Origin of the sequence: Streptomyces sp. NPDC087263 (assembly GCF_044744645.1) — a bacterium.
In the GTDB taxonomy this organism is placed as follows: Bacteria; Actinomycetota; Actinomycetes; order Streptomycetales; family Streptomycetaceae; genus Streptomyces.
Window position 1 is genome coordinate 144097 of sequence record NZ_JBIUYT010000007.1, and the last position, 20839, is coordinate 164935.

The 20839-nt window shown below is 70.0% G+C and carries 16 protein-coding genes; 12 read left to right on the forward strand and 4 right to left on the reverse strand.

From position 1 onward, the window contains the following. Nucleotides 1-295: 295 nt before the first annotated feature. Both ACIPC1_RS23320 and ACIPC1_RS23325 read left to right on the forward strand, forming a co-directional pair. On the forward strand, nt 296-1708 hold the full coding sequence (locus ACIPC1_RS23320) for a glycoside hydrolase family 16 protein (RefSeq protein WP_402519897.1): 1413 nt from the start codon (nt 296-298) through the stop codon (nt 1706-1708). Nucleotides 1709-1724: 16 nt separating this feature from the next. Next, the gene (locus ACIPC1_RS23325; protein WP_402519899.1) at nt 1725-2234 is read left to right on the forward strand and encodes a hypothetical protein; all 510 of its coding nucleotides are present in this window, start codon (nt 1725-1727) and stop codon (nt 2232-2234) included. 137 nt (nt 2235-2371) lie between these two features. Here the strand turns inward: ACIPC1_RS23325 and ACIPC1_RS23330 are convergent, their stop codons facing one another. Beyond that, nucleotides 2372-3292: an AraC family transcriptional regulator gene (locus tag ACIPC1_RS23330; protein ID WP_402519901.1), complete on the reverse strand. Its 921-nt coding sequence runs from the start codon at nt 3290-3292 to the stop codon at nt 2372-2374. A gap of 145 nt (nt 3293-3437) precedes the next feature. On the opposite strand from ACIPC1_RS23330, the gene tkt reads away from it, so the two are divergent. From tkt to ACIPC1_RS23375, 9 genes are all read left to right on the forward strand, one after another. Beyond that, a complete protein-coding gene (tkt, locus tag ACIPC1_RS23335) occupies nt 3438-5537 on the forward strand; it encodes a transketolase (RefSeq protein WP_402519903.1) in 2100 nt (699 codons plus the stop codon). Nucleotides 5538-5556: 19 nt separating this feature from the next. Next, a complete protein-coding gene (gene tal, locus ACIPC1_RS23340) occupies nt 5557-6702 on the forward strand; it encodes a transaldolase (protein WP_402519905.1) in 1146 nt (381 codons plus the stop codon). Between the two features lie 161 nt (nt 6703-6863). Beyond that, on the forward strand, nt 6864-8393 hold the full coding sequence (gene zwf, locus ACIPC1_RS23345; RefSeq protein WP_402520574.1) for a glucose-6-phosphate dehydrogenase: 1530 nt from the start codon (nt 6864-6866) through the stop codon (nt 8391-8393). Beyond that, the gene (opcA, locus tag ACIPC1_RS23350) at nt 8390-9325 is read left to right on the forward strand and encodes a glucose-6-phosphate dehydrogenase assembly protein OpcA (RefSeq protein WP_402519907.1); all 936 of its coding nucleotides are present in this window, start codon (nt 8390-8392) and stop codon (nt 9323-9325) included. The genes zwf and opcA overlap by 4 nt, the downstream gene beginning before the upstream one ends. Further along, nucleotides 9318-10967 carry a glucose-6-phosphate isomerase gene (gene pgi / locus ACIPC1_RS23355; RefSeq protein ID WP_402519909.1) on the forward strand — a complete coding sequence of 550 codons (1650 nt, stop codon included), beginning with the start codon at nt 9318-9320 and terminating at the stop codon, nt 10965-10967. Before opcA ends, pgi begins: the two co-directional genes overlap by 8 nt. A gap of 5 nt (nt 10968-10972) precedes the next feature. Continuing rightward, on the forward strand, nt 10973-11851 hold the full coding sequence (gnd, locus tag ACIPC1_RS23360; protein ID WP_402519911.1) for a phosphogluconate dehydrogenase (NAD(+)-dependent, decarboxylating): 879 nt from the start codon (nt 10973-10975) through the stop codon (nt 11849-11851). A 5-nt stretch (nt 11852-11856) separates the two neighbouring features. Next, nucleotides 11857-12465 carry a histidine phosphatase family protein gene (locus tag ACIPC1_RS23365; RefSeq protein WP_402519913.1) on the forward strand — a complete coding sequence of 203 codons (609 nt, stop codon included), beginning with the start codon at nt 11857-11859 and terminating at the stop codon, nt 12463-12465. Nucleotides 12466-12689: 224 nt separating this feature from the next. Beyond that, entirely contained in the window at nt 12690-14171 is a 1482-nt protein-coding gene (locus ACIPC1_RS23370; protein WP_402519915.1) for a catalase, read from the forward strand. Between the two features lie 262 nt (nt 14172-14433). After that, nucleotides 14434-15261, forward strand: a complete 828-nt coding sequence (locus ACIPC1_RS23375) for an MIP/aquaporin family protein (RefSeq protein WP_402519917.1) — start codon at nt 14434-14436, stop codon at nt 15259-15261. A 146-nt stretch (nt 15262-15407) separates the two neighbouring features. On the opposite strand, the gene ACIPC1_RS23380 is transcribed toward ACIPC1_RS23375, so the two are convergent. Beyond that, nucleotides 15408-15899 carry a nucleotidyltransferase domain-containing protein gene (locus ACIPC1_RS23380; protein ID WP_402520576.1) on the reverse strand — a complete coding sequence of 164 codons (492 nt, stop codon included), beginning with the start codon at nt 15897-15899 and terminating at the stop codon, nt 15408-15410. A 259-nt stretch (nt 15900-16158) separates the two neighbouring features. Here ACIPC1_RS23380 and ACIPC1_RS23385 point away from each other — a divergent pair, with 259 nt between their 5' ends. Continuing rightward, on the forward strand, nt 16159-17898 hold the full coding sequence (locus ACIPC1_RS23385) for a hypothetical protein (protein ID WP_402519919.1): 1740 nt from the start codon (nt 16159-16161) through the stop codon (nt 17896-17898). A gap of 40 nt (nt 17899-17938) precedes the next feature. On the opposite strand, the gene ACIPC1_RS23390 is transcribed toward ACIPC1_RS23385, so the two are convergent. Further along, complete coding sequence (locus tag ACIPC1_RS23390; RefSeq protein WP_402519921.1) at nt 17939-20053, reverse strand: tetratricopeptide repeat protein; 2115 nt, start codon at nt 20051-20053, stop codon at nt 17939-17941. A gap of 146 nt (nt 20054-20199) precedes the next feature. Continuing rightward, entirely contained in the window at nt 20200-20808 is a 609-nt protein-coding gene (locus ACIPC1_RS23395; protein WP_402519923.1) for a TetR/AcrR family transcriptional regulator, read from the reverse strand. Nucleotides 20809-20839 lie beyond the last annotated feature (31 nt).

Genomic DNA, 20839 nt, shown 5'->3' on the forward strand with positions numbered 1-20839 from the left:
ACCGTCTCTGGCGGGGCGTTGGGTGCGGGCGTCCTGCATTTTGATGCCCCCCCCACCACGGTGCCCCTCATCCCCCACCGCGGGCCCCCGGCGCTGGGCCGCCCCCCGCTTCTCGCTGCCCACCCACTTATTTCACGGCGTGAACTCCCTTTCGCCGAAAAGACTTTCTCGACTTCACCTCTTGACGGCCGGAATGACAGAGAGCACATTGACCGCGCAAGCGCTGTGAGAGCGCTCTCAAAGAGGCTCTCAAGGCCCCACCCGCGCACCTCACTCCGTACCCGAAGAGGCACCCATGCGTGAAACTTCCGGCACACCTGTCAGACGCGCCCCACTCCGGCGCATCCTCATCGCCGTGGTCAGCACGATCGGTCTGGCGGCCGCCGCCACCGCCGTCACCCTCCCCGCGAACGCGTCCGCCCCCACTCCCCCCGCCGGCTGGTCCCAGGTCTTCCTCGACGACTTCGACGGAGCCGCCGGATCCGGCGTCAACACCGCCAACTGGCAGTACACGACGGGCACGAGCTACCCGGGCGGGCCCGCCAACTTCGGCACCGGCGAGGTCGAGACGATGACCTCCAGCACCAGCAACGTCTCGCTCGACGGCACCGGAAACCTCCGGATCACGCCGCTCCGCGACGCCGCGGGCAACTGGACCTCGGGCCGTATCGAGACGAACCGCTCCGACTTCCAGCCGCCGGCCGGCGGCAAACTGCGCGTCGAGTCCCGCATCCAGATGCCGAACGTGACCGGCGCCGCGGCATCGGGTTACTGGCCCGCGTTCTGGATGCTGGGTGCCCCCTACCGCGGCAACTGGTGGAACTGGCCCGGCGTCGGCGAGCTGGACATCCTGGAGAACGTCCAGGGCATCAACAACGAGTGGGCCACGATGCACTGCGGCACCAGCCCGGGCGGGCCCTGCAACGAGAAGTCCGGCATCGGCGGCCAGAAGGTCTGCGAGGGCACCACCTGCCAGGGCGGCTTCCACACCTACGCCGTCGAGTGGGACAGGTCGACCAGCCCCGAGGAGATGCGCTTCTACCTCGACGGCGTCAACTTCCACACGGTCAGGCAGAGTCAGGTCGACGCGACGACCTGGACCAACGCCACCAACCACGGCTACTACATCATCCTGAACGTCGCGATGGGCGGCGAGTTCCCCGCAGCCTTCGGCGGCGGTCCCGACGCCGGCACGGTTCCGGGCCACCCGCTCGTCGTCGACTACGTCCAGGTCCTTCAGTCCACCGGCGGAGGCGGCACCACCCCGCCTCCCACCACCCCGCCGCCCTCGGGCAACCGTGACGCCTACAGCGCGATCCAGGCCGAGTCGTACGACGGCCAGGCAGGCGTGGGCACCGAGTCGACCACCGACACAGGCGGCGGCCAGAACATCAGCACGCTCGCGAACGGCGACTACGCGCTCTACCAGGGCGTCAACTTCGGTTCCACGGCGGCCAGGCAGTTCTACGGCCGGGTCGCGAGCGGCGCGGCCGGCGGGGTCAGCGGACTCGTCGAGGTACGCCTGGACAGCCGTACGAGCGCATCGATCGGGAGCTTCGCGGTGGGCAACACCGGTGGCTGGCAGGCCTGGCGGACGGTCCCCGCGAACATCGGCTCGGTGACGGGAACCCACGACGTCTATCTGACCTTCACCAGCGGCCAGCCGGCGGACTTCGTGAGCGTCAACTGGTTCGACTTCGGTCACTGACACGGGGGTTGAACCCATGACCACACGCTCCTCGGCCAGGCCGAGCGCACCACGCCCCGAGCTGCGGCGGCTGGTGACGGCCGTCCTGACCGCCCTCGCCACGGTGCTGGTGCTCGGCCTGGCCGGGGAGGTGTCCGCGAAGGCCGCCGCCGACTACACCAAGGGCGTCACCCCGTCCGGCTCCGGCTCCGTCCGGATCTGGTTCGACCCGACCACCCCCGCGTCCCTGGTCGACGTGCACTCCCTGTCGTCCGGCGCCGGCCGGCAGAGCTTCCGGATGACGGACAACGCGGGGATCTGGCAGCAGAACGTCAGCGGCCTGCCGAGCGGCTCCACTCTGGAGTACTGGTTCACGTACAGGATGGGCGGCCCGCTCCACGACACCCCGCACTTCACCTACTCCGTCGGCAGCGACGGAGGGGGTGGCGGTACCGGCAGCCTCCCGATCACCTTCCGGAACAACACCCGTGGCGCGTACGCCGATTCACAGATCCCCGTATCCCCGACACCGCGCTCGGTCAGGTGACACCCGGTCAGCGGTCGTACATGAAGGCCGACGGGACCGTGGCCCACGCGAACCCGCCCACCGGGCTGGCGCTCGGCATCGGTCGGTGATCCACCGGCGGGAACGAGGGGGCGGCCCCGGCGGGTCCGCCCCCTCGCTCAGGCCAGTTCCGCCCTGAACCCCGCCGGACTCGTGTCGGTGTGCTGGTGGAAGAACTTGGAGAAGTTCGCGGAGTCCGGGAAGCCCACGGCGACGCCGATGCGCCCGATGGGCAGGTCCGTGTGGGCCAGCAGCCGCTTGGCCTCCAGGATGACCCGCTTGTCGATGAAGCCCTTCGGGGTCTCGCCGGTGGCCGCGCGGACCGCTCGGACGAGGGTGCGGCGTGAGTAGCCGAGGGCGTCGGCGTACGCGCTGACGCTGTGGTTGGTGGCGAAGCCCTTCTCGACCGCTTCCCGGAACCGGGTGAAGGTGGTGTCGGTCTGTTCGCGGGCCGCTTCGGCGGAGCTGGCCGCGAGGTGGGCGAGCCGGAGCAGGAACGCGGTCAGGGAGTGCCGCAGCACCGAGGTGTGCAGGCTGAGCGGCAGCGTGGTGGTGTCGACGTACTCGCGTTCCAGCTGGGCGAGTGAGTGCTCCAGAGCGGCCAGTTGTTCCGGGCCGGGGCGCAGCAGCGGGGGCTGGTCGTAGCGGTAGAGGCCGGCCGCCTCGACGGTCGCCCGGGGGAGGAAGCCGGGCTGCATGGTCAGCGCGGTGCCTTGGTAGTCGGCGGGGGAGAAGCGGTGGACCTGACCGGGGCGGATCCACAGGATGTCGCCTGCGGAGACCTCGTACTCGGCGAAGTCGATCATGTGCCGGACGGGGCCGGAGTGAAACAGCATGACGACGTGGAAGTCGATGCGGTGTACGCGCTCCAGCAGTGCCTTCGCACGCCAGGTGCGGCCGCTTCCCATCGCGCCGACCTGCATTCCGACGCCGGAGAGGCTCAGATCGACCGGAAAGGGGAAGGTCCTGATCCCGTCGATCTCCTGGCCGGCTCCGCCTTCGCCACCGACACTGCCGCCTTGGGTGCTTCTGTCCGCCATGTCCCTCTCACGTCGGCTCGGTCTCACCGTGGGTGTCCCACTTTCACCGAAGGCTGACACACGGGCACCTTCCCCGGCAAAAGTCAGACTTTTAAGTTTGAAGGCGTCAGAGCAGTTTCCCGCTCTTATCGAGGACTTCTTGAAGATGAGTACGCAGCAGAGCCCGCAGACACCTGCCGGCTTCTCCGACGGATTCGAGTGGACCGAGCTGGACCGGCGTGCCGTCGACACCGCCCGGCTACTGGCGGCCGATGCCGTGCAGCAGGTCGGAAACGGCCACCCCGGCACCGCGATGGCCCTGGCCCCGGCCGCGTACACCCTCTTCCAGAAGGTGCTGCGACATGACCCCGCCGACCCGGAGTGGACCGGCCGCGACCGTTTCGTCCTCTCCCCCGGTCACACCTCGCTGACCCTCTACACCCAGCTCTTCCTTTCAGGTTATGAACTCGAACTCGATGACCTGAAGGCGTTCCGCACCCACGGGTCCAAGACCCCGGGCCACCCGGAGTACGGCCACACGGCGGGCGTCGAGACGACGACAGGGCCGCTCGGCCAGGGCGCTGCCAACGCCGTGGGCATGGCGATGGCCGCCCGCTACGAGCGCGGTCTCTTCGACCCCGAGGCGCCGGAGGGCGAGTCCCCCTTCGACCACACGATCTGGGCGATCGTCTCGGACGGCGACCTGGAGGAGGGCATCTCCGCCGAGGCCTCGTCCCTGGCGGGCCACCAGAAGCTCGGCAACCTCGTCTTCGTCTACGACGACAACCACATCTCCATCGAGGGCGACACGGCGACGGCGTTCTCCGAGGACGTGCTGGGGCGCTACGAGGCGTACGGCTGGCACGTGCAGCGGATCGCGCCCTCGGCCGACGGCGACGTCGACGTGCACGCGCTGCACACGGCGCTCAACTCGGCGCGGGCGGAGACCGCACGCCCCTCCATCATCGCGATGCGCACGATCATCGCCTGGCCCGCGCCGGCCGCGCAGAACACCGAGGCCTCGCACGGCTCGGCGCTCGGCGCCGACGAGATCGCGGCCACCAAGCGCGTCCTCGGCTTCGACCCGGAGAAGACCTTCGAGGTCTCCGACGAGGTCCTCGCCCACGCCCGCCGGGCCCTGGACCGTGGCGCCGAGGCACACACCGCCTGGGACAAGCAGCTCGCCGAGTGGCGCACCGCGCAGCCCGAGCGCGCGAAGCTCTTCGACCGTGTCATGGCCGGTCAGCTGCCCGAGGGCTGGGAGTCCGCGCTGCCGTCCTTCGAGGCGGGCACCTCGGTGGCCACCCGCGCCGCCTCCGGCAAGGTCCTCCAGGCGCTCGGCGGTGTACTCCCCGAGCTGTGGGGCGGTTCCGCCGACCTGGCCGGCTCGAACAACACCACCATCGACAAGACCAGCTCCTTCCTCCCGAAGGGCAACCCGCTGCCGGAGGCCGACCCGTACGGCCGTACCGTCCACTTCGGCATCCGCGAGCACTCGATGGCCGCCGAGATGAACGGCATCGCGCTGCACGGCAACACCCGTATCTACGGCGGTACGTTCCTGGTCTTCTCGGACTACATGCGCAACGCCGTACGCCTCTCCGCGCTGATGCAGCTCCCGGTGACGTACGTGTGGACGCACGACTCGATCGGCCTCGGCGAGGACGGCCCCACCCACCAGCCGGTCGAGCATCTCGCCTCGCTTCGCGCCATCCCCGGCCTGAACATCGTGCGCCCGGCCGACGCCAACGAGACGGTGATCGCCTGGGCCGAGATCCTCAAGCGGCACGCCACCCACCCGGCCCCGCACGGCCTGGCGCTGACCCGCCAGGGCGTGCCGACGTACCCGGCCAACCCCGAGGCGGCGAAGGGCGGTTACGTCCTCCAGGACGCCACGACCAGCGCGCCCGACGTCATCCTCATCGCCACCGGCTCCGAGGTGCAGCTCGCCGTCGCCGCGCGCGAGCAGCTGGAGGCCGAGGGGGTGGGCACGCGGGTGGTGTCGATGCCGTCCGTGGAGTGGTTCGAGGAGCAGTCCCCCGAGTACCGCGCCTCCGTGCTTCCGCCGTCCGTGAGGGCGCGGGTGGCGGTCGAGGCAGGCATCGGCCTGACCTGGTACCGGTACGTCGGTGACGCGGGACGCATCGTCTCACTGGAGCACTTCGGCGCCTCCGCCGACGCCAAGACCCTGTTCGCCGAGTTCGGGTTCACCCCGGACAACGTCGCCGCCGCCGCCAGGGAATCGCTGGCCGCGCTCCGCGGTTGATCCGATCGCACAAAGGAAGATGATCACCGTGACCGAAGCAACCACACCCGCGGCAATCCTGAAGCGCCTCTCCGACGAAGGCGTCTCCATCTGGCTGGACGACCTCTCGCGCAAGCGGATCACGTCCGGCAACCTCGCCGAACTCATCGAGACCAGGCACGTGGTGGGCGTCACCACCAACCCGTCCATCTTCCAGGCCGCCATCGGCTCGGGAGAGGGTTACGAGGAGCAGCTGGCCGACCTCGCCACCCGCGGCGTGACGGTCGACGAGGCCGTCCGCATGATGACGACCGCCGACGTCCGCGCCGCCGCCGACATCCTGCGGCCGGTGTACGACGCGACCGGCGGCCGGGACGGCCGGGTCTCCATCGAGGTGGACCCCCGTCTGGCCCACCGCACCGCCGCGACGATCGCCGAGGCCAAGCAGCTCGCCTGGCTGGTCGACCGCCCGAACGTGATGATCAAGATCCCCGCGACGAAAGCCGGCCTCCCGGCGATCACCGAGGTCATCGGTAGGGGCATCAGCGTCAACGTCACGCTGATCTTCTCCCTGGAGCGCTACCGCGAGGTCATGGATGCCTACCTGGCGGGCCTGGAGAAGGCCCAGGCCGCGGGCATCGACCTCGCGACCATCCACTCCGTCGCCTCCTTCTTCGTCTCCCGCGTCGACAGCGAGATCGACAAGCGCCTCGCGAAGGTCGGCACCGACGAGGCGCTCGCCCTCAAGGGCAGGGCGGCGCTCGCCAACGCCCGGCTCGCGTACGAGGCGTACGAAGAGGTCTTCGCCTCCGCACGCTGGACGGCGCTCGCCCCGTCCGGTGCCCACAAGCAGCGCCCCCTGTGGGCCTCCACGGGCGTGAAGGACCCGGCGTACAAGGACACCCTGTACGTCGACGAGCTGGTCGCACCCGGCACGGTCAACACGATGCCGGAGGCGACCCTCAACGCCACCGCCGACCACGGCGACATCCACGGCGACGCGGTGACCGGCGGTTATGCCCAGGCCCGCGCCGACCTCGCGGCCGTCGAGCGGCTCGGGATCTCCTACGACGAGGTCGTGAAGCAGCTGGAGGACGAGGGCGTCTCGAAGTTCGAGGCAGCCTGGGTGGATCTGCTCGACGCGGTGGCGGCCTCCTTGCGTGGCAAGGGAGTTGAGGGGGAATGACCAAGCATGAAACGCTTCCAGACCGTGCCCCGCAGACTGCGCCCGCCACGCCGAAGGGACCTGGTGACGCGGCCGTGGAACCGGCCGCAGTGAGCGCGGACGAGACCACGGCGACAGACGCGAACGGGACCACCGCCGGGGACGCGGCCGAGACCACTGCTGTGGACCTCGACTGGTCCAACCCCCTCCGTGACCCACGGGACCGTCGCCTCCCCCGTATCGCGGGTCCCTCGGGCCTCGTCATCTTCGGCGTCACCGGTGACCTGTCCCGCAAGAAGCTGATGCCCGCCGTCTACGACCTCGCCAACCGCGGTCTGCTGCCACCGGGCTTCTCGCTCCTCGGGTTCGCCCGTCGCGAGTGGGAGGACCAGGACTTCGCGCAGGTGGTGCACGACTCGGTGCGCGAGCACGCGCGTACGGAGTTCCGCGAGGAGGTCTGGCAGCAGCTCGCCGAGGGCATGCGGTTCATCCCGGGCGACTTCGACGACGACACGGCTTTCAGGCAACTGCGCTCGGCCGTCGACGAGTTGGACTCCTCGCGCGGCACCAGTGGCAACTACGCCTTCTATCTCTCCGTACCGCCGAAGTTCTTCCCCAAGGTCGTCCAGCAGCTCAAGAAGCACGGGCTGGCGGACGCGCCGGAGGGTTCCTGGCGGCGCGCGGTCATCGAGAAGCCGTTCGGGCGCGACCTGGACAGCGCGCGCGAGCTGAACAAGATCCTGCACGAGGTGTTCGACCCGGAGCAGGTCTTCCGCATCGACCACTACCTCGGCAAGGAAACCGTCCAGAACATCCTGGCGCTGCGCTTCGCCAACCAGATGTACGAGCCCATCTGGAACCGGTCGTATGTCGACCACGTCCAGATCACCATGGCCGAGGACATCGGCATCGGTGGCCGGGCGGGGTACTACGACGGCATCGGCTCCGCCCGCGACGTGATCCAGAACCATCTGCTCCAGCTGATGGCGCTGACCGCCATGGAGGAGCCCGCCGCCTTCGACGCCGAGTCGCTGCTCACCGAGAAGCTCAAGGTGTTCAAGGCCGTGAGGCTGCCGGAGGAGCTGGGCGAGCACACCGTGCGCGGGCAGTACGCGGCGAGCTGGCAGGGCGGCGAGCAGGTGCGCGGCTATCTGCAGGAGGACGGCATCGACCCCGGGTCGACGACCGACACCTATGCGGCCGTGCGGCTGGAGGTCGACAACCGCCGCTGGGCGGGCGTCCCCTTCTATCTCAGGACCGGCAAGCGCCTGGGCCGACGGGTGACGGAGATCGCGGTGGTCTTCCAGCGCGCGCCGCACTCCCCCTTCGACTCGACGGCCACCGAGGAGCTCGGCGCGAACGCGATCGTCATCCGTGTCCAGCCCGACGAGGGCATGACCGTGCGCTTCGGATCGAAGGTGCCGGGTACGTCGATGGAGATCCGGGACGTCACGATGGACTTCGCTTACGGCGAGTCGTTCACGGAGTCCAGCCCGGAGGCGTACGAACGTCTGATCCTGGACGTTCTGCTCGGCGACGCCAATCTCTTCCCCCGTCATCAGGAGGTGGAAGAGTCCTGGAAGATCCTCGACCCCATCGAGGGCTACTGGGAGAAGGACGGCAAGCCCGCGCAGTACCCCTCGGGCAGCTGGGGCCCGGGGGAAGCCGACGAGATGCTCGCACGAGACGGACGGAGCTGGCGCAGGCCATGAAGATCGACCTCACCGACACCACGGCAAGCAAGATCAACAAGGCGCTCGTGAAGGGGCGCCGCGCAATCGGCACACCTGCCGTGGGCATGGTCCTCACGATGGTCATCGTGACCGACGAGGAGAACGCGTACGACTCCATCAAGGCGGCCGAGGACGCCTCTCGCGAGCACCCCTCGCGCACCCTGGTCGTCATCAAGCGGGTCGCCCGCACCCCGCGCGACCGCACGCAGTCCCGGCTGGACGCGGAAGTGCGGGTCGGCTCGGACGCGGGCACCGGTGAGACGGTCGTCCTGCGGACGTACGGCGAGGTGACCGACCACGCGGACTCGGTGGTCCTGCCGCTGCTGCTGCCCGACGCGCCGGTCGTCGTCTGGTGGCCGGTGGACGCCCCCGAGGTCCCGGTCAAGGACCCGCTCGGTGCCCTCGCGCAGCGCCGGATCACCGACATGTACGCCGTCGAGAACCCGCTGGGGGCGCTGGAGGCCCGCGCCGCCTCGTACGCGCCGGGCGACACCGACCTGGCGTGGACCCGGCTGACGCCGTGGCGCTCGATGCTGGCCGCCGCGCTCGACCAGTCCCGTACGAAGGTGACCTCGGCGGCGGTCGAGAGCGAGGCCGACAACCCGAGCGCCGAACTGCTGGCCCGCTGGCTGGAGGCCCGCCTCAAGGTCCCGGTCGAGCGTGTCGTCACCGCGGGGCCCGTGGTGACCGCCGTACGGCTCGGCACGAAGAGCGGCGAGGTCGTGATCGACCGCCCCGAGGGCCCGCTGGCCACGCTGACCCTGCCCGGACAGCCTTCCCGCACCCTCGCGCTGAAGGTGCGGCCCACCTCCGAGCTGATCGCCGAGGAGCTGCGCCGCCTCGACGCGGACGAGATGTACGCCATCGCCCTGCGGGGCGAGGGCACCAAGGAGACCTTCCGTCATGTCTGACTCTCCCAAGCTCACGCGGCGCCCCGAGTGGGTGGCCCTGGAGGACCACCGTGCCGGTGCACTCCTGCACCCGCAGCTGCGTGAGCTGTTCGCCGCCGACCCCGCTCGCGCGGAGCGTTACGTCGTACGCGTCGGTGACCTGCGTATCGACTACTCCAAGCACCTGATCACCGACGAGACGCTCGCCCTGCTCCAGGAACTGGCCACCGCCACCGGTGTGTTCGGCCTGCGGGACGCCATGTTCCGCGGCGAGAAGATCAACGTCACCGAGCGGCGGGCCGTCCTGCACACCGCGCTGCGCGCGCCGCGCGACGCGGTCGTCGAGGTCGACGGCGAGAACGTCGTCCCCGCCGTGCACGCGGTCCTCGACAAGATGACCGACTTCGCCGAGCAGGTCCGCTCGGGCAAGTGGACCGGGCACACCGGCCGGCGCATCCGCAATGTCGTCAACATCGGCATCGGCGGCTCCGACCTCGGCCCGGCGATGGCCTACGAGGCGCTGCGCGCCTTCACCGACCGCGAGCTGACGGTCCGCTTCGTCTCGAACGTCGACGGAGCCGATCTGCACGAGGCCGTCCGGGACCTGGACCCGGCGGAGACGCTGTTCATCGTCGCCTCGAAGACCTTCACGACCATCGAGACCATCACCAACGCGACCTCGGCCCGGACCTGGCTGCTCGCCGGTCTCGGGGGCGACTCCGACGCCGTGGCCAAGCACTTCGTCGCACTGTCCACGAACTCCGAGAAGGTCGCGGACTTCGGTATCGACACGGCCAACATGTTCGGGTTCTGGGACTGGGTCGGCGGGCGGTACTCGTTCGACTCGGCGATCGGTCTGTCGCTGATGATCGCGATCGGCCCGGACCGGTTCCGCGAGCTGCTGGACGGGTTCTTCGTGGTCGACGAGCACTTCCGTACGGCGCCGCCGGAGGCCAACGCGCCTTTGCTGCTCGGCCTGTTGGGTGTCTGGTACGGCAACTTCCACGACGCCCAGTCGCACGCGGTGCTGCCGTACTCGCACTACCTGTCCAGGTTCACCGCCTACTTGCAGCAGCTGGACATGGAGTCCAACGGCAAGTCCGTGGACCGGGACGGTCACCCCGTGGAGTGGCAGACCGGTCCGGTGGTGTGGGGCACGCCCGGCACCAACGGGCAGCACGCGTACTACCAGCTCATCCACCAGGGCACGAAGCTGATCCCGGCCGACCTGATCGGGTTCGCCAATCCGGTCGGCGAGCTGAGTGACGAACTCAAGGCCCAGCACGACCTGTTGATGGCCAACCTCTTCGCGCAGGGACAGGCCCTCGCCTTCGGGAAGACCGCCGACGAGGTCCGTGCCGAGGGGGTCCCCGAGGAGCAGGTGGCGCACCGCACCTTCCGCGGCAACCACCCCACCACGACCATTCTGGCAGCCGAGTTGACGCCTTCGGTGCTCGGCCAGCTGATCGCCCTCTACGAGCACAAGGTGTTCGTCCAGGGGGCGATCTGGAACATCGACTCCTTCGACCAGTGGGGCGTCGAGCTCGGCAAGGTCCTCGCCAGGCGCGTGGAGCCCGCCGTCACCGAAGGCGCCGACGTGCCCGGCCTCGATCCCTCCACCGCCGCCCTCGTGGCCGCCTACCGCACTCTCCGGAAGAAGTGAACGACATGCAGCTCGGACTGATCGGCCTCGGTAAAATGGGCGGCAACATGCGCGAGCGGATCCGCCGCGCAGGCCACACCGTCCTCGGATACGACCGCAATCCCGACCTCGCCGACGTGAGCAGTCTCGCCGAACTCGTGAGCAAGCTCGAAGGCCCACGGGTGGTGTGGGTGATGGTCCCGGCGGGTGCCGCGACCCAGTCCACCATCAACGAACTCGCCGCCCTGCTGTCGCCCGGTGACGTCGTCGTGGACGGCGGGAACTCCCGCTGGACGGACGACGAGAAGCACGCCGTCGAACTCGGCATCAAGGGCATCGGCTTCGTCGACGCAGGCGTCTCCGGCGGCGTGTGGGGCCTGGAGAACGGCTACGCCCTGATGGTCGGCGGCGACGCGCAGAACATCGCCAAAGTCCAGCCGATCTTCGACGCCCTCAAGCCCGAGGGCGACGCCGGCTTCGTGCACGCCGGCAAGGTCGGCGCGGGCCACTTCTCCAAGATGGTCCACAACGGCATCGAGTACGCCATGATGCAGGCCTACGCCGAGGGCTGGGAACTCCTGGAGAAGGTCGACTCCGTCACGGATGTACGCGAGGTCTTCCGCTCCTGGCAGGAAGGCACCGTCATCCGCTCCTGGCTGCTCGACCTCGCCGTCAACGCCCTCGACAAGGACGAACACCTGGACAAGCTCCGCGGCTTCGCGGAGGACTCCGGCGAGGGCCGCTGGACCGTCGAGGCGGCCATCGACCACGCGGTGCCGCTCCCCGCGATCACCGCCTCGCTTTTCGCCCGCTTCGCGTCCCGCCAGGACGACTCGCCGCAGATGAAGATGGTCGCGGCACTGCGCAACCAGTTCGGCGGCCACGCCGTCGAGTCGGCGAAGTAACCGTCATGGGGGACCTGTTGCTGGTCCGCCACGGCGAAACCGAGTGGAGCGTGTCGGGCCAACACACCAGCTGGACCGACCTGCCGCTCACCCAGCGCGGTGAGGAACAGGCCAAGTCCCTCGCCCCGCTGTTCGCCGACCGGACCTTCGCGCTCGCGCTCACCAGCCCGCTGGGCCGCGCGATACGCACCGCGGAACTCGCCGGCCTGTACGGGGCCGTACCCGATCCCGATCTGCACGAGTGGGACTACGGCGCGTACGAAGGCGTCACGACCGTCGAGATCCACCGCACCCGGCCCGACTGGTACCTCTGGAACGACGGGGTCCCGACCGGACCCGCGGGGCACCCCGGCGAGTCGCCGGCGGAGGTGGGACGGCGCGCCGACCGCGTACTGCAACGCATCGTCCCGGCGCTCGACGGCGGTGACGTGGTCCTCGTGGCGCACGCCCACTTCCTGCGCGTGCTCACGGCCCGCTACCTGGAGCTGCCGGCCGCGGACGGCCGCCTCTTCCAGCTCGCGACGGGTACGGTCAGCCGGCTCTCCACCGAGCACGACCGTCCCGTGATCGCCGAATGGAACGCCACCGCGGTCGCCACGCCCGTTCACCCGTGAGCAGCTCCGGGACCAGGGCGGAGACGGCACGACGCAGCCGATGAGGTCGATGAGGAGGGGGCCGGGCTCGATACGAGCCCGGCCCCCTTCTCATCCCCGAATGATTGCCTTATGCATACCGCCTTTTGGTTTTTGTATGCATATGTCCTTTTTATGCTGGTAGGAGATCAAGCCTGGCACGCAACAGGACCAGTGCACTCTCGACCGGATCATCGGAGGCCAACGTGACCACCGAACACCAAGTTCGTCCCACCCTCACCACCGAGGCGGGCGCACCCCTGGCGGACAACCAGAACACGGAGACGGCCGGTCCCAGCGGGCCGATGCTGCTCCAGGACCAGCAACTCTTCGAGAAGCTCGCACACTTCAACCGTGAGCGGATCCCGGAGCGCATCGTGCACGCACGCGGCGGCGCCGCGTACGGCACCTTCACACTCACCCGTGACGTCTCGAAGTGGACCCGCGCGAAGTTCCTCTCCGAAGTCGGCAAGCAGACCGAGACCTTCCTGCGTATGTCCACGGTGGCAGGCAACCTCGGCTCGGCGGACGCGGTGCGTGACCCACGCGGTTTCGCGCTGAAGTTCTACACCGAGGAGGGCAACTACGACCTCGTCGGGAACAACACGCCGGTGTTCTTCATCAAGGACGCGAGCAAGTTCCCGGACTTCATCCACACACAGAAGCGCGACCCCTACACGGGATCCCAAGAGGCCGACAACATGTGGGACTTCTGGGGTATGTCGCCGGAGTCGACGCATCAGGTGCTGTGGCTGTTCGGGGACCGGGGGATCCCGGCGTCCTTCCGCCACATGAACGGTTACAGCTCGCACACCTACCAGTGGAACAACGAGGCCGGCGAGATCTTCTGGGTCAAGTACCACTTCAAGACCGACCAGGGCATCAGGAACCTCACGGTGGAGGACGCCGTGGAGGTCGCCGGTCGCGACACCGACTCCCACCAGCGCGACCTGCGCCTGTCGATCGAGCGCGGCGAGTTCCCGTCCTGGACCGTGCAGGTGCAGATCATGCCGGAGGCCGAGGCGGCGCACTACCGCTTCAACCCCTTCGACATGACCAAGGTGTGGCCGCACGCGGACTATCCGCCGATCGAGATCGGCAAGCTGGAGCTCGACCGCAACCCGGACAACGTCTTCGCCGAGGTCGAGCAGGCGATCTTCAGCCCGGCCCACTTTGTCGCCGGCATCGGGCCGTCCCCGGACAAGATGCTCCAGGGCCGTCTTTTCGCCTATGCGGACGCCCAGCGCTACCGCGTCGGCGTCAATGCCGATCTCCTGCCGGTGAACCGCCCGCACGCCACCGATGCGCGGACCTACGGACGCGACGGCGCGCTGTACGACGGTCGCCACGGCGGCGCCAAGAACTACGAGCCGAACAGCTTCGGCGGACCGGTGCAGACCGACCGGCCCCTGTGGTCGCCCACCACGGTCGACGGCTACACCGGCAACCACGAGGCTCCCCCGCACGCCGAGGACAACGACTTCGTGCAGGCCGGCGACCTCTACCGACTGATGCCGGACGACGCGAAGGATCGCCTGGTCACCAATCTCGCGACCGCCATCTCCGGTGTGTCCGCCGAGCGCGACGACATCGTCGACCGGGCGGTCGGCAACTTCGCCCACGCCGACGGCGATCTCGGAAGGCGACTGGAACTCGCGGTGAAGGAACTGCGCGGCCGGCACAACTAGCCTTGCCGTGAAGCCCTTTGCCCCTCAGCCTCGCCGCAAGGCCGTCTGTTCCTGAGCCTTGCCGTAAGACCGCCGTCTGCTCCAGAGCCTCGCCGTGAAGCCCACTGCCCCTCCCGGCCACTGGGACGTCAGTTCAGGCTCTCACCCGCAGCGACCTCGTCACCAGGGCCCGCCCCTCCTTCAGGCGCGCCCTCAGCCCCGGCGGTCACCTCATCCAGCCGACGAACAGCCCCTGCCCGCCAGTCTCATAAGGACGTGAATCATGGCTGCGCATGTTGATTTCCTCCCCCGTTTCCATCTCAACACCGACCGACGCACCGCCCGATCCGCGGCCCACAGCGTCGTCGGCGCCTACCTGGCGGAGTTCACCGGGACCTTCATCCTGGTGTTCGCCATCACCGCGACCGCCACCTCCGCCGGCCTGGCCCAGTCCGTCGCCGGATCGGCCTATGGTTCGCTGGCCATCGTGCTGGTCAACGGGATCGCGCTGGCCGCGCTGGTCGGCGGTCTCGCCCATGTCTCCGGCGCGCATTTCAACCCGGCCGTGACGATCGCGATGGCCGTCGTCCGCAAGTTCTCGTGGCGGCATGTCCCCGGCTACATCGCCGTCCAGATGGCGGGTGGCATCGTCGCCGCCCTCGCCACGTGGGCCATTCGCGGTGACACCGCGCGGACCGTCATGCATCTCGGCGCGACCAACCCGAAGCCGGGTGTGAGCGACGGGCGGGCACTCCTCGTCGAGTTCCTGATCACCTTCATCCTGGTCTTCGTCGTCAGCGCCGCCGCCACCGACAGGCGCTTCCCGGCCCCTGCCGCCCCTCTCGTCATCGGGTTCGCCCTCGCCACCGCGGTCTTCATCGGAGGTCCGACCGACGGCGCGGCCGTCAACCCGGCCCGCGGTCTCGGCCCGATGATCGTGTCCGGTTCCTACGGCGGCTGGTGGGTGGACATCGTCGGCCCGGTACTCGGCGGTGTCGTCGCCGCGGTTCTGTACCAGGCGTTCGTCCGCAAGGGCCACGTCCCCGTGGTCGAGCGAGCACCCCACGACGCCCGTGACCTGGAGTCCCACGCCCACCACCCGGTCCGCTGACCGTCCGACGCGGCGACGGAAAGTAGACGGAAAGTACCCGCGCACCACCAGTCACCGAGGTCCCGCTTGTCCATCCACAGCGGGACCTCGGCACCATGAACACCCGCCGTCCTGTCCCAGCGGTGATCCAGGTCCATCGACGTCTGTCAGAAGTGGGTGGCGATCCCGAAAGCCTGCCGGAGGCGGGCCATGTCGTGACGGTCGTGGTCGGCGGGTTCGTAGCCCTGATGGAAAGCGACCTGCTGCTCGGGCGACAGGCACCGGACCGTGGTCCCCCAGACGGTGCCGGTGACGAAGCACGGGGCGGGGTAGACGAACGGACGTCCCGGGTCGGGCGAGGCCTGCACGGCGGAACCGTCCGCGGCGAAGACCAGCGGGTGCAGATCGATCTCTCGTCCGAGCGGGTCGGTGACCACGAATCGCACGGGGCGCTGATCGAGCGTCTCGACGAATCCCGCAGCTCCCAATGCGGCCACGACGGCCGACTCCTGCTCCCGACGGTGCATCAGGTCCAGATCGCGGTGCGGGCGCGTCTGTTCACCGAGCAGAGCGTCGACGCCCCAGCCGCCGCCGATCCAGATTTCAGCATCCGCCTGCCTCAGCAAAACCAGGACGGACAGTACGTCGTCGGCTGTCATCACTCCGCGCACGTTAGCGGCGACCACCGAACCGGGCGACCGCTTATTCCGCCGCAAGGGCCGCCGTTCCTCCTCGCCACCAACTCCCAGGCGGCCAAAAGGCGTTCGGTGACTCGCGCGTTCCCACCGAGTCCCTCCGGACACGTTGGAGCTCGCGTCGACTACGGTTGCCCGATCACACGAGTGGTGCCCGGCCTTGAGCTGGGCCGACGGGCGCGGGGGGCGGTGTACGGGCGTGGGGCGGGACGGATGGATACGGGTGCCGGTCGGAGACGAGGCGGCCCGGTGGGCCACGCGCGGAAGCGCCAGCCGCGTCCTGTTCGTCGTGCACAACGTCACGTCCGCCACCCGGCTCCTGGACGTCCTCCCCCTGTTCCACGACGACTTCCGGGTGCAGTTGCTGGTGACGTGCACGGAGTCGTCCGCATTCCGCTCGGGTGTCGCCGAGCTGCTCGCCGACACCGCCGTGCCGGTACTGCCCTGGGAGCAGGCCGTGGAGACCCCCGTGTCCCTGGTGATCTCCGCGAGCTTCGGCGGCCAACTCCAGGCGTTTTCCGGCAAGTTGACCGTCTTGTCGCATGGCGTTGGCTATACTAAGAGGCTGGCGATACCGGATACCGGATACCGGATACCGGATACCGGATACCGAGAGCCCGTGCCCTCGCCGGTGTTCGGGATGTCCCGCGAGTGGCTGCTCGCCGAAGACGGGGAACCGGTCGCCGACGCACTCGTTCTGTCGCACCCCGAGCAGTACGAGCGCCTGCGCGTCGCCTGCCCCGAGGCGGCGCCGACGGCCGTGCTCGCCGGGGACCCCTGCCTCGACCGCATCCTGGCGGCCCGGCCCTACCGCGACCGCTTCCGCCGCGCCCTCGGCCTACGCACCGGCCAGCGGCTGATCCTGCTCAACTCCACCTGGAACCCGGAGTCACTCTTCGGGGACGGCGGCGGAGCTGACGTACTCCCCTCGCTGCTGCCGCGGCTGACCGCGGAGTTCCCGGCCGACGAGTACCGCCTCGCGGCCGTGCTCCACCCCAACATCTGGCACGGCCACGGCCCCGGTCAGATCCGTGCCTGGCTCAATCGGGCCCGGCGCGCAGGACTGGCCCTCGTCGACCCGCTGGAGGGCTGGCGCCAGTCCCTGCTCGCGGCGGACGTCGTGATCGGCGACCACGGTTCGGTCACCTACTACGCCGCCGCGCTCGGCACGCCCGTACTCCTCGGCGCCGCACCCTTGGACGGCCTCGATCCGGGCGCGCCCGTGTACGACTTCGTACGGGACGCTCCACGGCTCGACACACGGGCCGAACTACGCCCCCAGGTCGAGTCGTTGCTCGCCACCCACCACGCCCTGCCCGGTCCCGCCGAGTTCGCCAGTTCCATGCCGGGCGAGTCCGCGGCCCGGCTGCGCCGCCTCTTCTACGAGTTCATCGGCATCCCGGAACCCGACGGGCCCGCGCTCCTCGAACCGCTCCCACTTCCGCCGTACGAGCCTCCGTCACGCACCGTGCCCTTGCACGTCCTGACGCGGCTCCTCGGCTCGGGCGAGGTCTCGGTCGTACGCCATGCCGGCCACGACGGTGAACCGGAGGGGGCCTGGGAGGCGCACACGGCCGTACCCGAGGACACTCGCGATCCCGGCCAACTCGCCCTCGCGGATCTCGTGTTCAGGTACGGCGAGGCAGCCGATCCGCGGTTCGGCTCCCCGGCGAAGTGGACCCGGGAGGTGCTCGCCCGGCTCCCGGAGTGCGCGCTCGCCTGCTACGTCACCGGGCCCGACCACTGCACCGTCGGCACCCGCGCCGGGGACCTCCTCCACCTCACCGGCGCACCGTCCGAGGCGGATGCCGACCCTGCCGCGTACGCCTCCGCCCTGCACGCCTGGCTGGCGGCCGGCAAGTCGCTCGGCGAACTGGTCGACCGGGGCATGACCGTGCGCACCGGCCCGACCGTCCATCGCGTACGGATCACTCCCGAAGGATCGCGCACGGATCATTCCTGAAAGATCGTGCTCGGAGCGCTCCTGAAAGATCGCGTACGGGTCAATCCTGAAGGCCCGCAGCGCTGACGCACCGCTCGCGCAGCGTCCGCAGAAGCGCGATGTGATACGCCGCGTTCTCCTTCGCCAGCGCCGTGACCGCCTCGTCGATGAGGGACAGGGCATCCGTGAACTGACCGCCGTCCAGGCGGGTTTCGGCGAGGTCGGTGAGGGCGCGGGCCGTGTTGTACGCCTCGCCGCTCTCCCGGAAGAACCGCAGGGCGCGCTCCAGCCGCTCCCGTGCCTCCTCTCGGCGGCCGAGGCCGCGCAGGGCGCGCCCCCGGTGGCGTTCCAACAGGGCGCGGGCACGCGGCAGATCACCGGCGCCCTCGTCGTCGGGGCCGATGCCGTCGAGGATGCGGTCGGCCTCGTCGAAGGAGTCGTAGGCCTCCTGCCAGCGCCACTGGCGCAGTCGCAGCAGCCCGAGGATCTCGACGGCGGAGGCGTGGCCACGCAGGTGTCCGGCGGCGTGTTCGTCGCGCGCCGCCGCGAGCGCTTCGGGTTCGGCCTCGTCCCAGCGGCGCAACTCGGTCAGCGTGTGGGCGAGTTGGACGTGCAGTGATCCCGCCGTCCGGGTGCCGGGAAAGTGGGCCTCGGCCGTGCGCACGCCGGTCCGGAGGGCGGGCAGGAGGACGTCGTGGTGGCCCGCCTTGAGCTGGAGCGGCCACAGTGCCTGACAGAGTTTCGCGACGGTGTCCCAGTCGTGGAACTCCTCGGCGGCGTACACCGCTTGGACGAGATTGCGGGATTCGGTGGCGAGTGCGGCCACGGCCTCGCCCCGGTCCGCGTACCGGAGCGCGGAGGCGCCGGTCGGGACCCGCCAGCTCTCCGGGAGGGCCGCCTGGGCAGCCCCGACCGCCAGGTGCAGATAGCCCTCGACGGTGCGGGACACGGCGGCCGAGCAGGCGGCGATGCCGTCGGTGGCGGCCGCGGTGGCTTCGGCGTGTGCGCGAACGACGGGGCGGTAGTGGTAGCGGCCGGCGCCGGTGCGCTCCAGCAGCAGCGCGTCGGCGAGTTCCTCCAGGAGCGTGGCCGCCTCGGTCTCCTCGATGTCCGCCGTTCGGGCGGCGGCCGTGGCATCGAAGGCGGGCCAGTCGTAGAGGCCGGTCAGCCGGTAGAGCCGGGCCGCTTCGGGGGGCAGCAGACGGTAGGAGTCGTCGGCCGCGGCGCGCACCGGATCAGCACCGGACAACGGCGGCTCCGCCACCGGGAGTTCGGTGAGACGGGGTGCGGCGGCACGGAGGGCGTAGGGGGAGCCACCGCAACGCTCCAGTACGGCGGGCAGCGCGGCCTTGGCCGCGGCGATCGCGGGTTTGCCGGCCAGCTCGGTGAGCAGCCGTACCGCGTCGCGGCGGGCCAGGGGGCCGATCTGGACCGGCAGGGCGTCGATGCCGGTGAACGGACGGCGGGTGACGACGACCGTGAACACGCCGGGCGCGGGGGCCAGCAGGGGGCGGATCTGCGCGGCGGACTGGGCGTGGTCGAGCACGAGCAGCAGGCGCCGGTCGGCGATGTGCCGTCGGAAGCGGTCCACGCGGTCGTCGGCGGAGGGCGGTATCTCCTCGTCGGGCAGGCCGAGTTGACGCAGCAGTGAGCTCAGGACGGCCCCCGCGTCGGTCACGCCGGGGCCGCGCAGGTCGGCGTAGAGCTGTCCGTCCGGGAAGCGGTCCGCCCGGCGCCAGCCCCAGTGCACGGCCAGTGTGCTGGTGCCCATGCCCTCCCGGCCGTGCAGGAGTGCCACCCGGGGGCTTCCGTCGAAGGCGCGCGCCGCCTCCTTGTCGAGGAGTTTCAAGGCGTCCTGACGGTCCGTGAAGAACCTTGTGGAGGGGGGCAGGCGGGGGTGTGCGGGCCGGGGAGTGGCTCCGGACGTGGGTAGGGCCTGGGCGAACAGGGCCCAGGTGCGGGCAAGTTGCTGATCGCTCCGCAGACGCTCGTGCACCAACTGCGCCACTTCGGTGAGCTGTTCGGCGCTGTTCGGTGCCGTGACCTCCCGCCCCACGATCCGGCGGACCAGTCCCCCGGTCGACTCCCAGGCCCACCTGCCCGCTTCGTTGGCCATTCCCGAGCCGACGGTTCCCAGTACCGCCGTGACGGCCGCCAACGAGATGGGATCCAGCATGCCCGCACTCCCCCGCTTCCGACGCCTCTGCCCAGCTGGGCGCCTTGCACCTCACACCCGTGTCGGGTTCGACCCTACGCGGCGGGCCGTGCGTCCCGGCGGCACAACCAGCCTTTTCCGGCAGCCAAGTTGACCCGCATCCCCTCTCACTCACTCAGCCCCTGGTTCGTCGTTCGCGCCCGGTCCAGCAGCGGGCCGAGCTCCCTGGCCACGGTCGTCAGGGCACGTACGTCCCGCTCGGTCCTGGCGATGAGGACCGCCCCCTCCAAGGCGCTGATCATGAGCGTGGCCAGCGGCTCGGCCCGGTCGCGCGGTACGCCCAGGTCCGTCAGCGCCTCCGCCACCGGGCGGTTCCAGCGGGCGAACGCGGCGGCGGCAGCGCCCCGGGTGGACTCCACGGACTCGGCGCAGTCCACGGTCGCCGCCGCGACGGGGCAGCCCGAGGCGAACCCGGCCGTCCGGAACTCCTCGGTCCACTGCCCCACCATGGCCGCGAACAGACCGCTCGGCGTCGGGTCCGGCAGCTCGGCGAGGAAGCGGGCGACGCGCTTGCCCGCATAGCGACCTGCCCAGTCCACGGCCTCGTTGACCAACTGCTCCTTGCCGCCCGGGAAGTAGTGCTGGAGCGAGCCGCGCGGCGCCCCGGCATGCGCGGCGACCTCCCGCATGCCGGTCGCGGCGACCCCGTCGCGCCGGATGAGCTGCGCCGCGCTGAACACCATCCGCTCGCGCGGCCCGCGCCCGGAACCCACCATCGTCGACCTCCCGCTCCGTCTGCCGTACGCA

What these genes read in the sequence shown, in the direction of transcription:
- gnd (WP_402519911.1), top strand. Translation starts at nt 10,973, where the DNA reads ATGCAGCTCGGACTGATCGGCCTCGGTAAAATGGGCGGCAACATGCGC.
- opcA (WP_402519907.1), top strand. Translation starts at nt 8,390, where the DNA reads ATGAAGATCGACCTCACCGACACCACGGCAAGCAAGATCAACAAGGCG.
- ACIPC1_RS23390 (WP_402519921.1), bottom strand. Translation starts at nt 20,053, where the DNA reads ATGCTGGATCCCATCTCGTTGGCGGCCGTCACGGCGGTACTGGGAACC.
- ACIPC1_RS23330 (WP_402519901.1), bottom strand. Translation starts at nt 3,292, where the DNA reads ATGGCGGACAGAAGCACCCAAGGCGGCAGTGTCGGTGGCGAAGGCGGA.
- ACIPC1_RS23320 (WP_402519897.1), top strand. Translation starts at nt 296, where the DNA reads ATGCGTGAAACTTCCGGCACACCTGTCAGACGCGCCCCACTCCGGCGC.
- ACIPC1_RS23325 (WP_402519899.1), top strand. Translation starts at nt 1,725, where the DNA reads ATGACCACACGCTCCTCGGCCAGGCCGAGCGCACCACGCCCCGAGCTG.
- ACIPC1_RS23365 (WP_402519913.1), top strand. Translation starts at nt 11,857, where the DNA reads ATGGGGGACCTGTTGCTGGTCCGCCACGGCGAAACCGAGTGGAGCGTG.
- ACIPC1_RS23395 (WP_402519923.1), bottom strand. Translation starts at nt 20,808, where the DNA reads ATGGTGGGTTCCGGGCGCGGGCCGCGCGAGCGGATGGTGTTCAGCGCG.
- ACIPC1_RS23380 (WP_402520576.1), bottom strand. Translation starts at nt 15,899, where the DNA reads ATGACAGCCGACGACGTACTGTCCGTCCTGGTTTTGCTGAGGCAGGCG.
- tal (WP_402519905.1), top strand. Translation starts at nt 5,557, where the DNA reads ATGATCACCGTGACCGAAGCAACCACACCCGCGGCAATCCTGAAGCGC.
- ACIPC1_RS23375 (WP_402519917.1), top strand. Translation starts at nt 14,434, where the DNA reads ATGGCTGCGCATGTTGATTTCCTCCCCCGTTTCCATCTCAACACCGAC.
- tkt (WP_402519903.1), top strand. Translation starts at nt 3,438, where the DNA reads ATGAGTACGCAGCAGAGCCCGCAGACACCTGCCGGCTTCTCCGACGGA.
- pgi (WP_402519909.1), top strand. Translation starts at nt 9,318, where the DNA reads ATGTCTGACTCTCCCAAGCTCACGCGGCGCCCCGAGTGGGTGGCCCTG.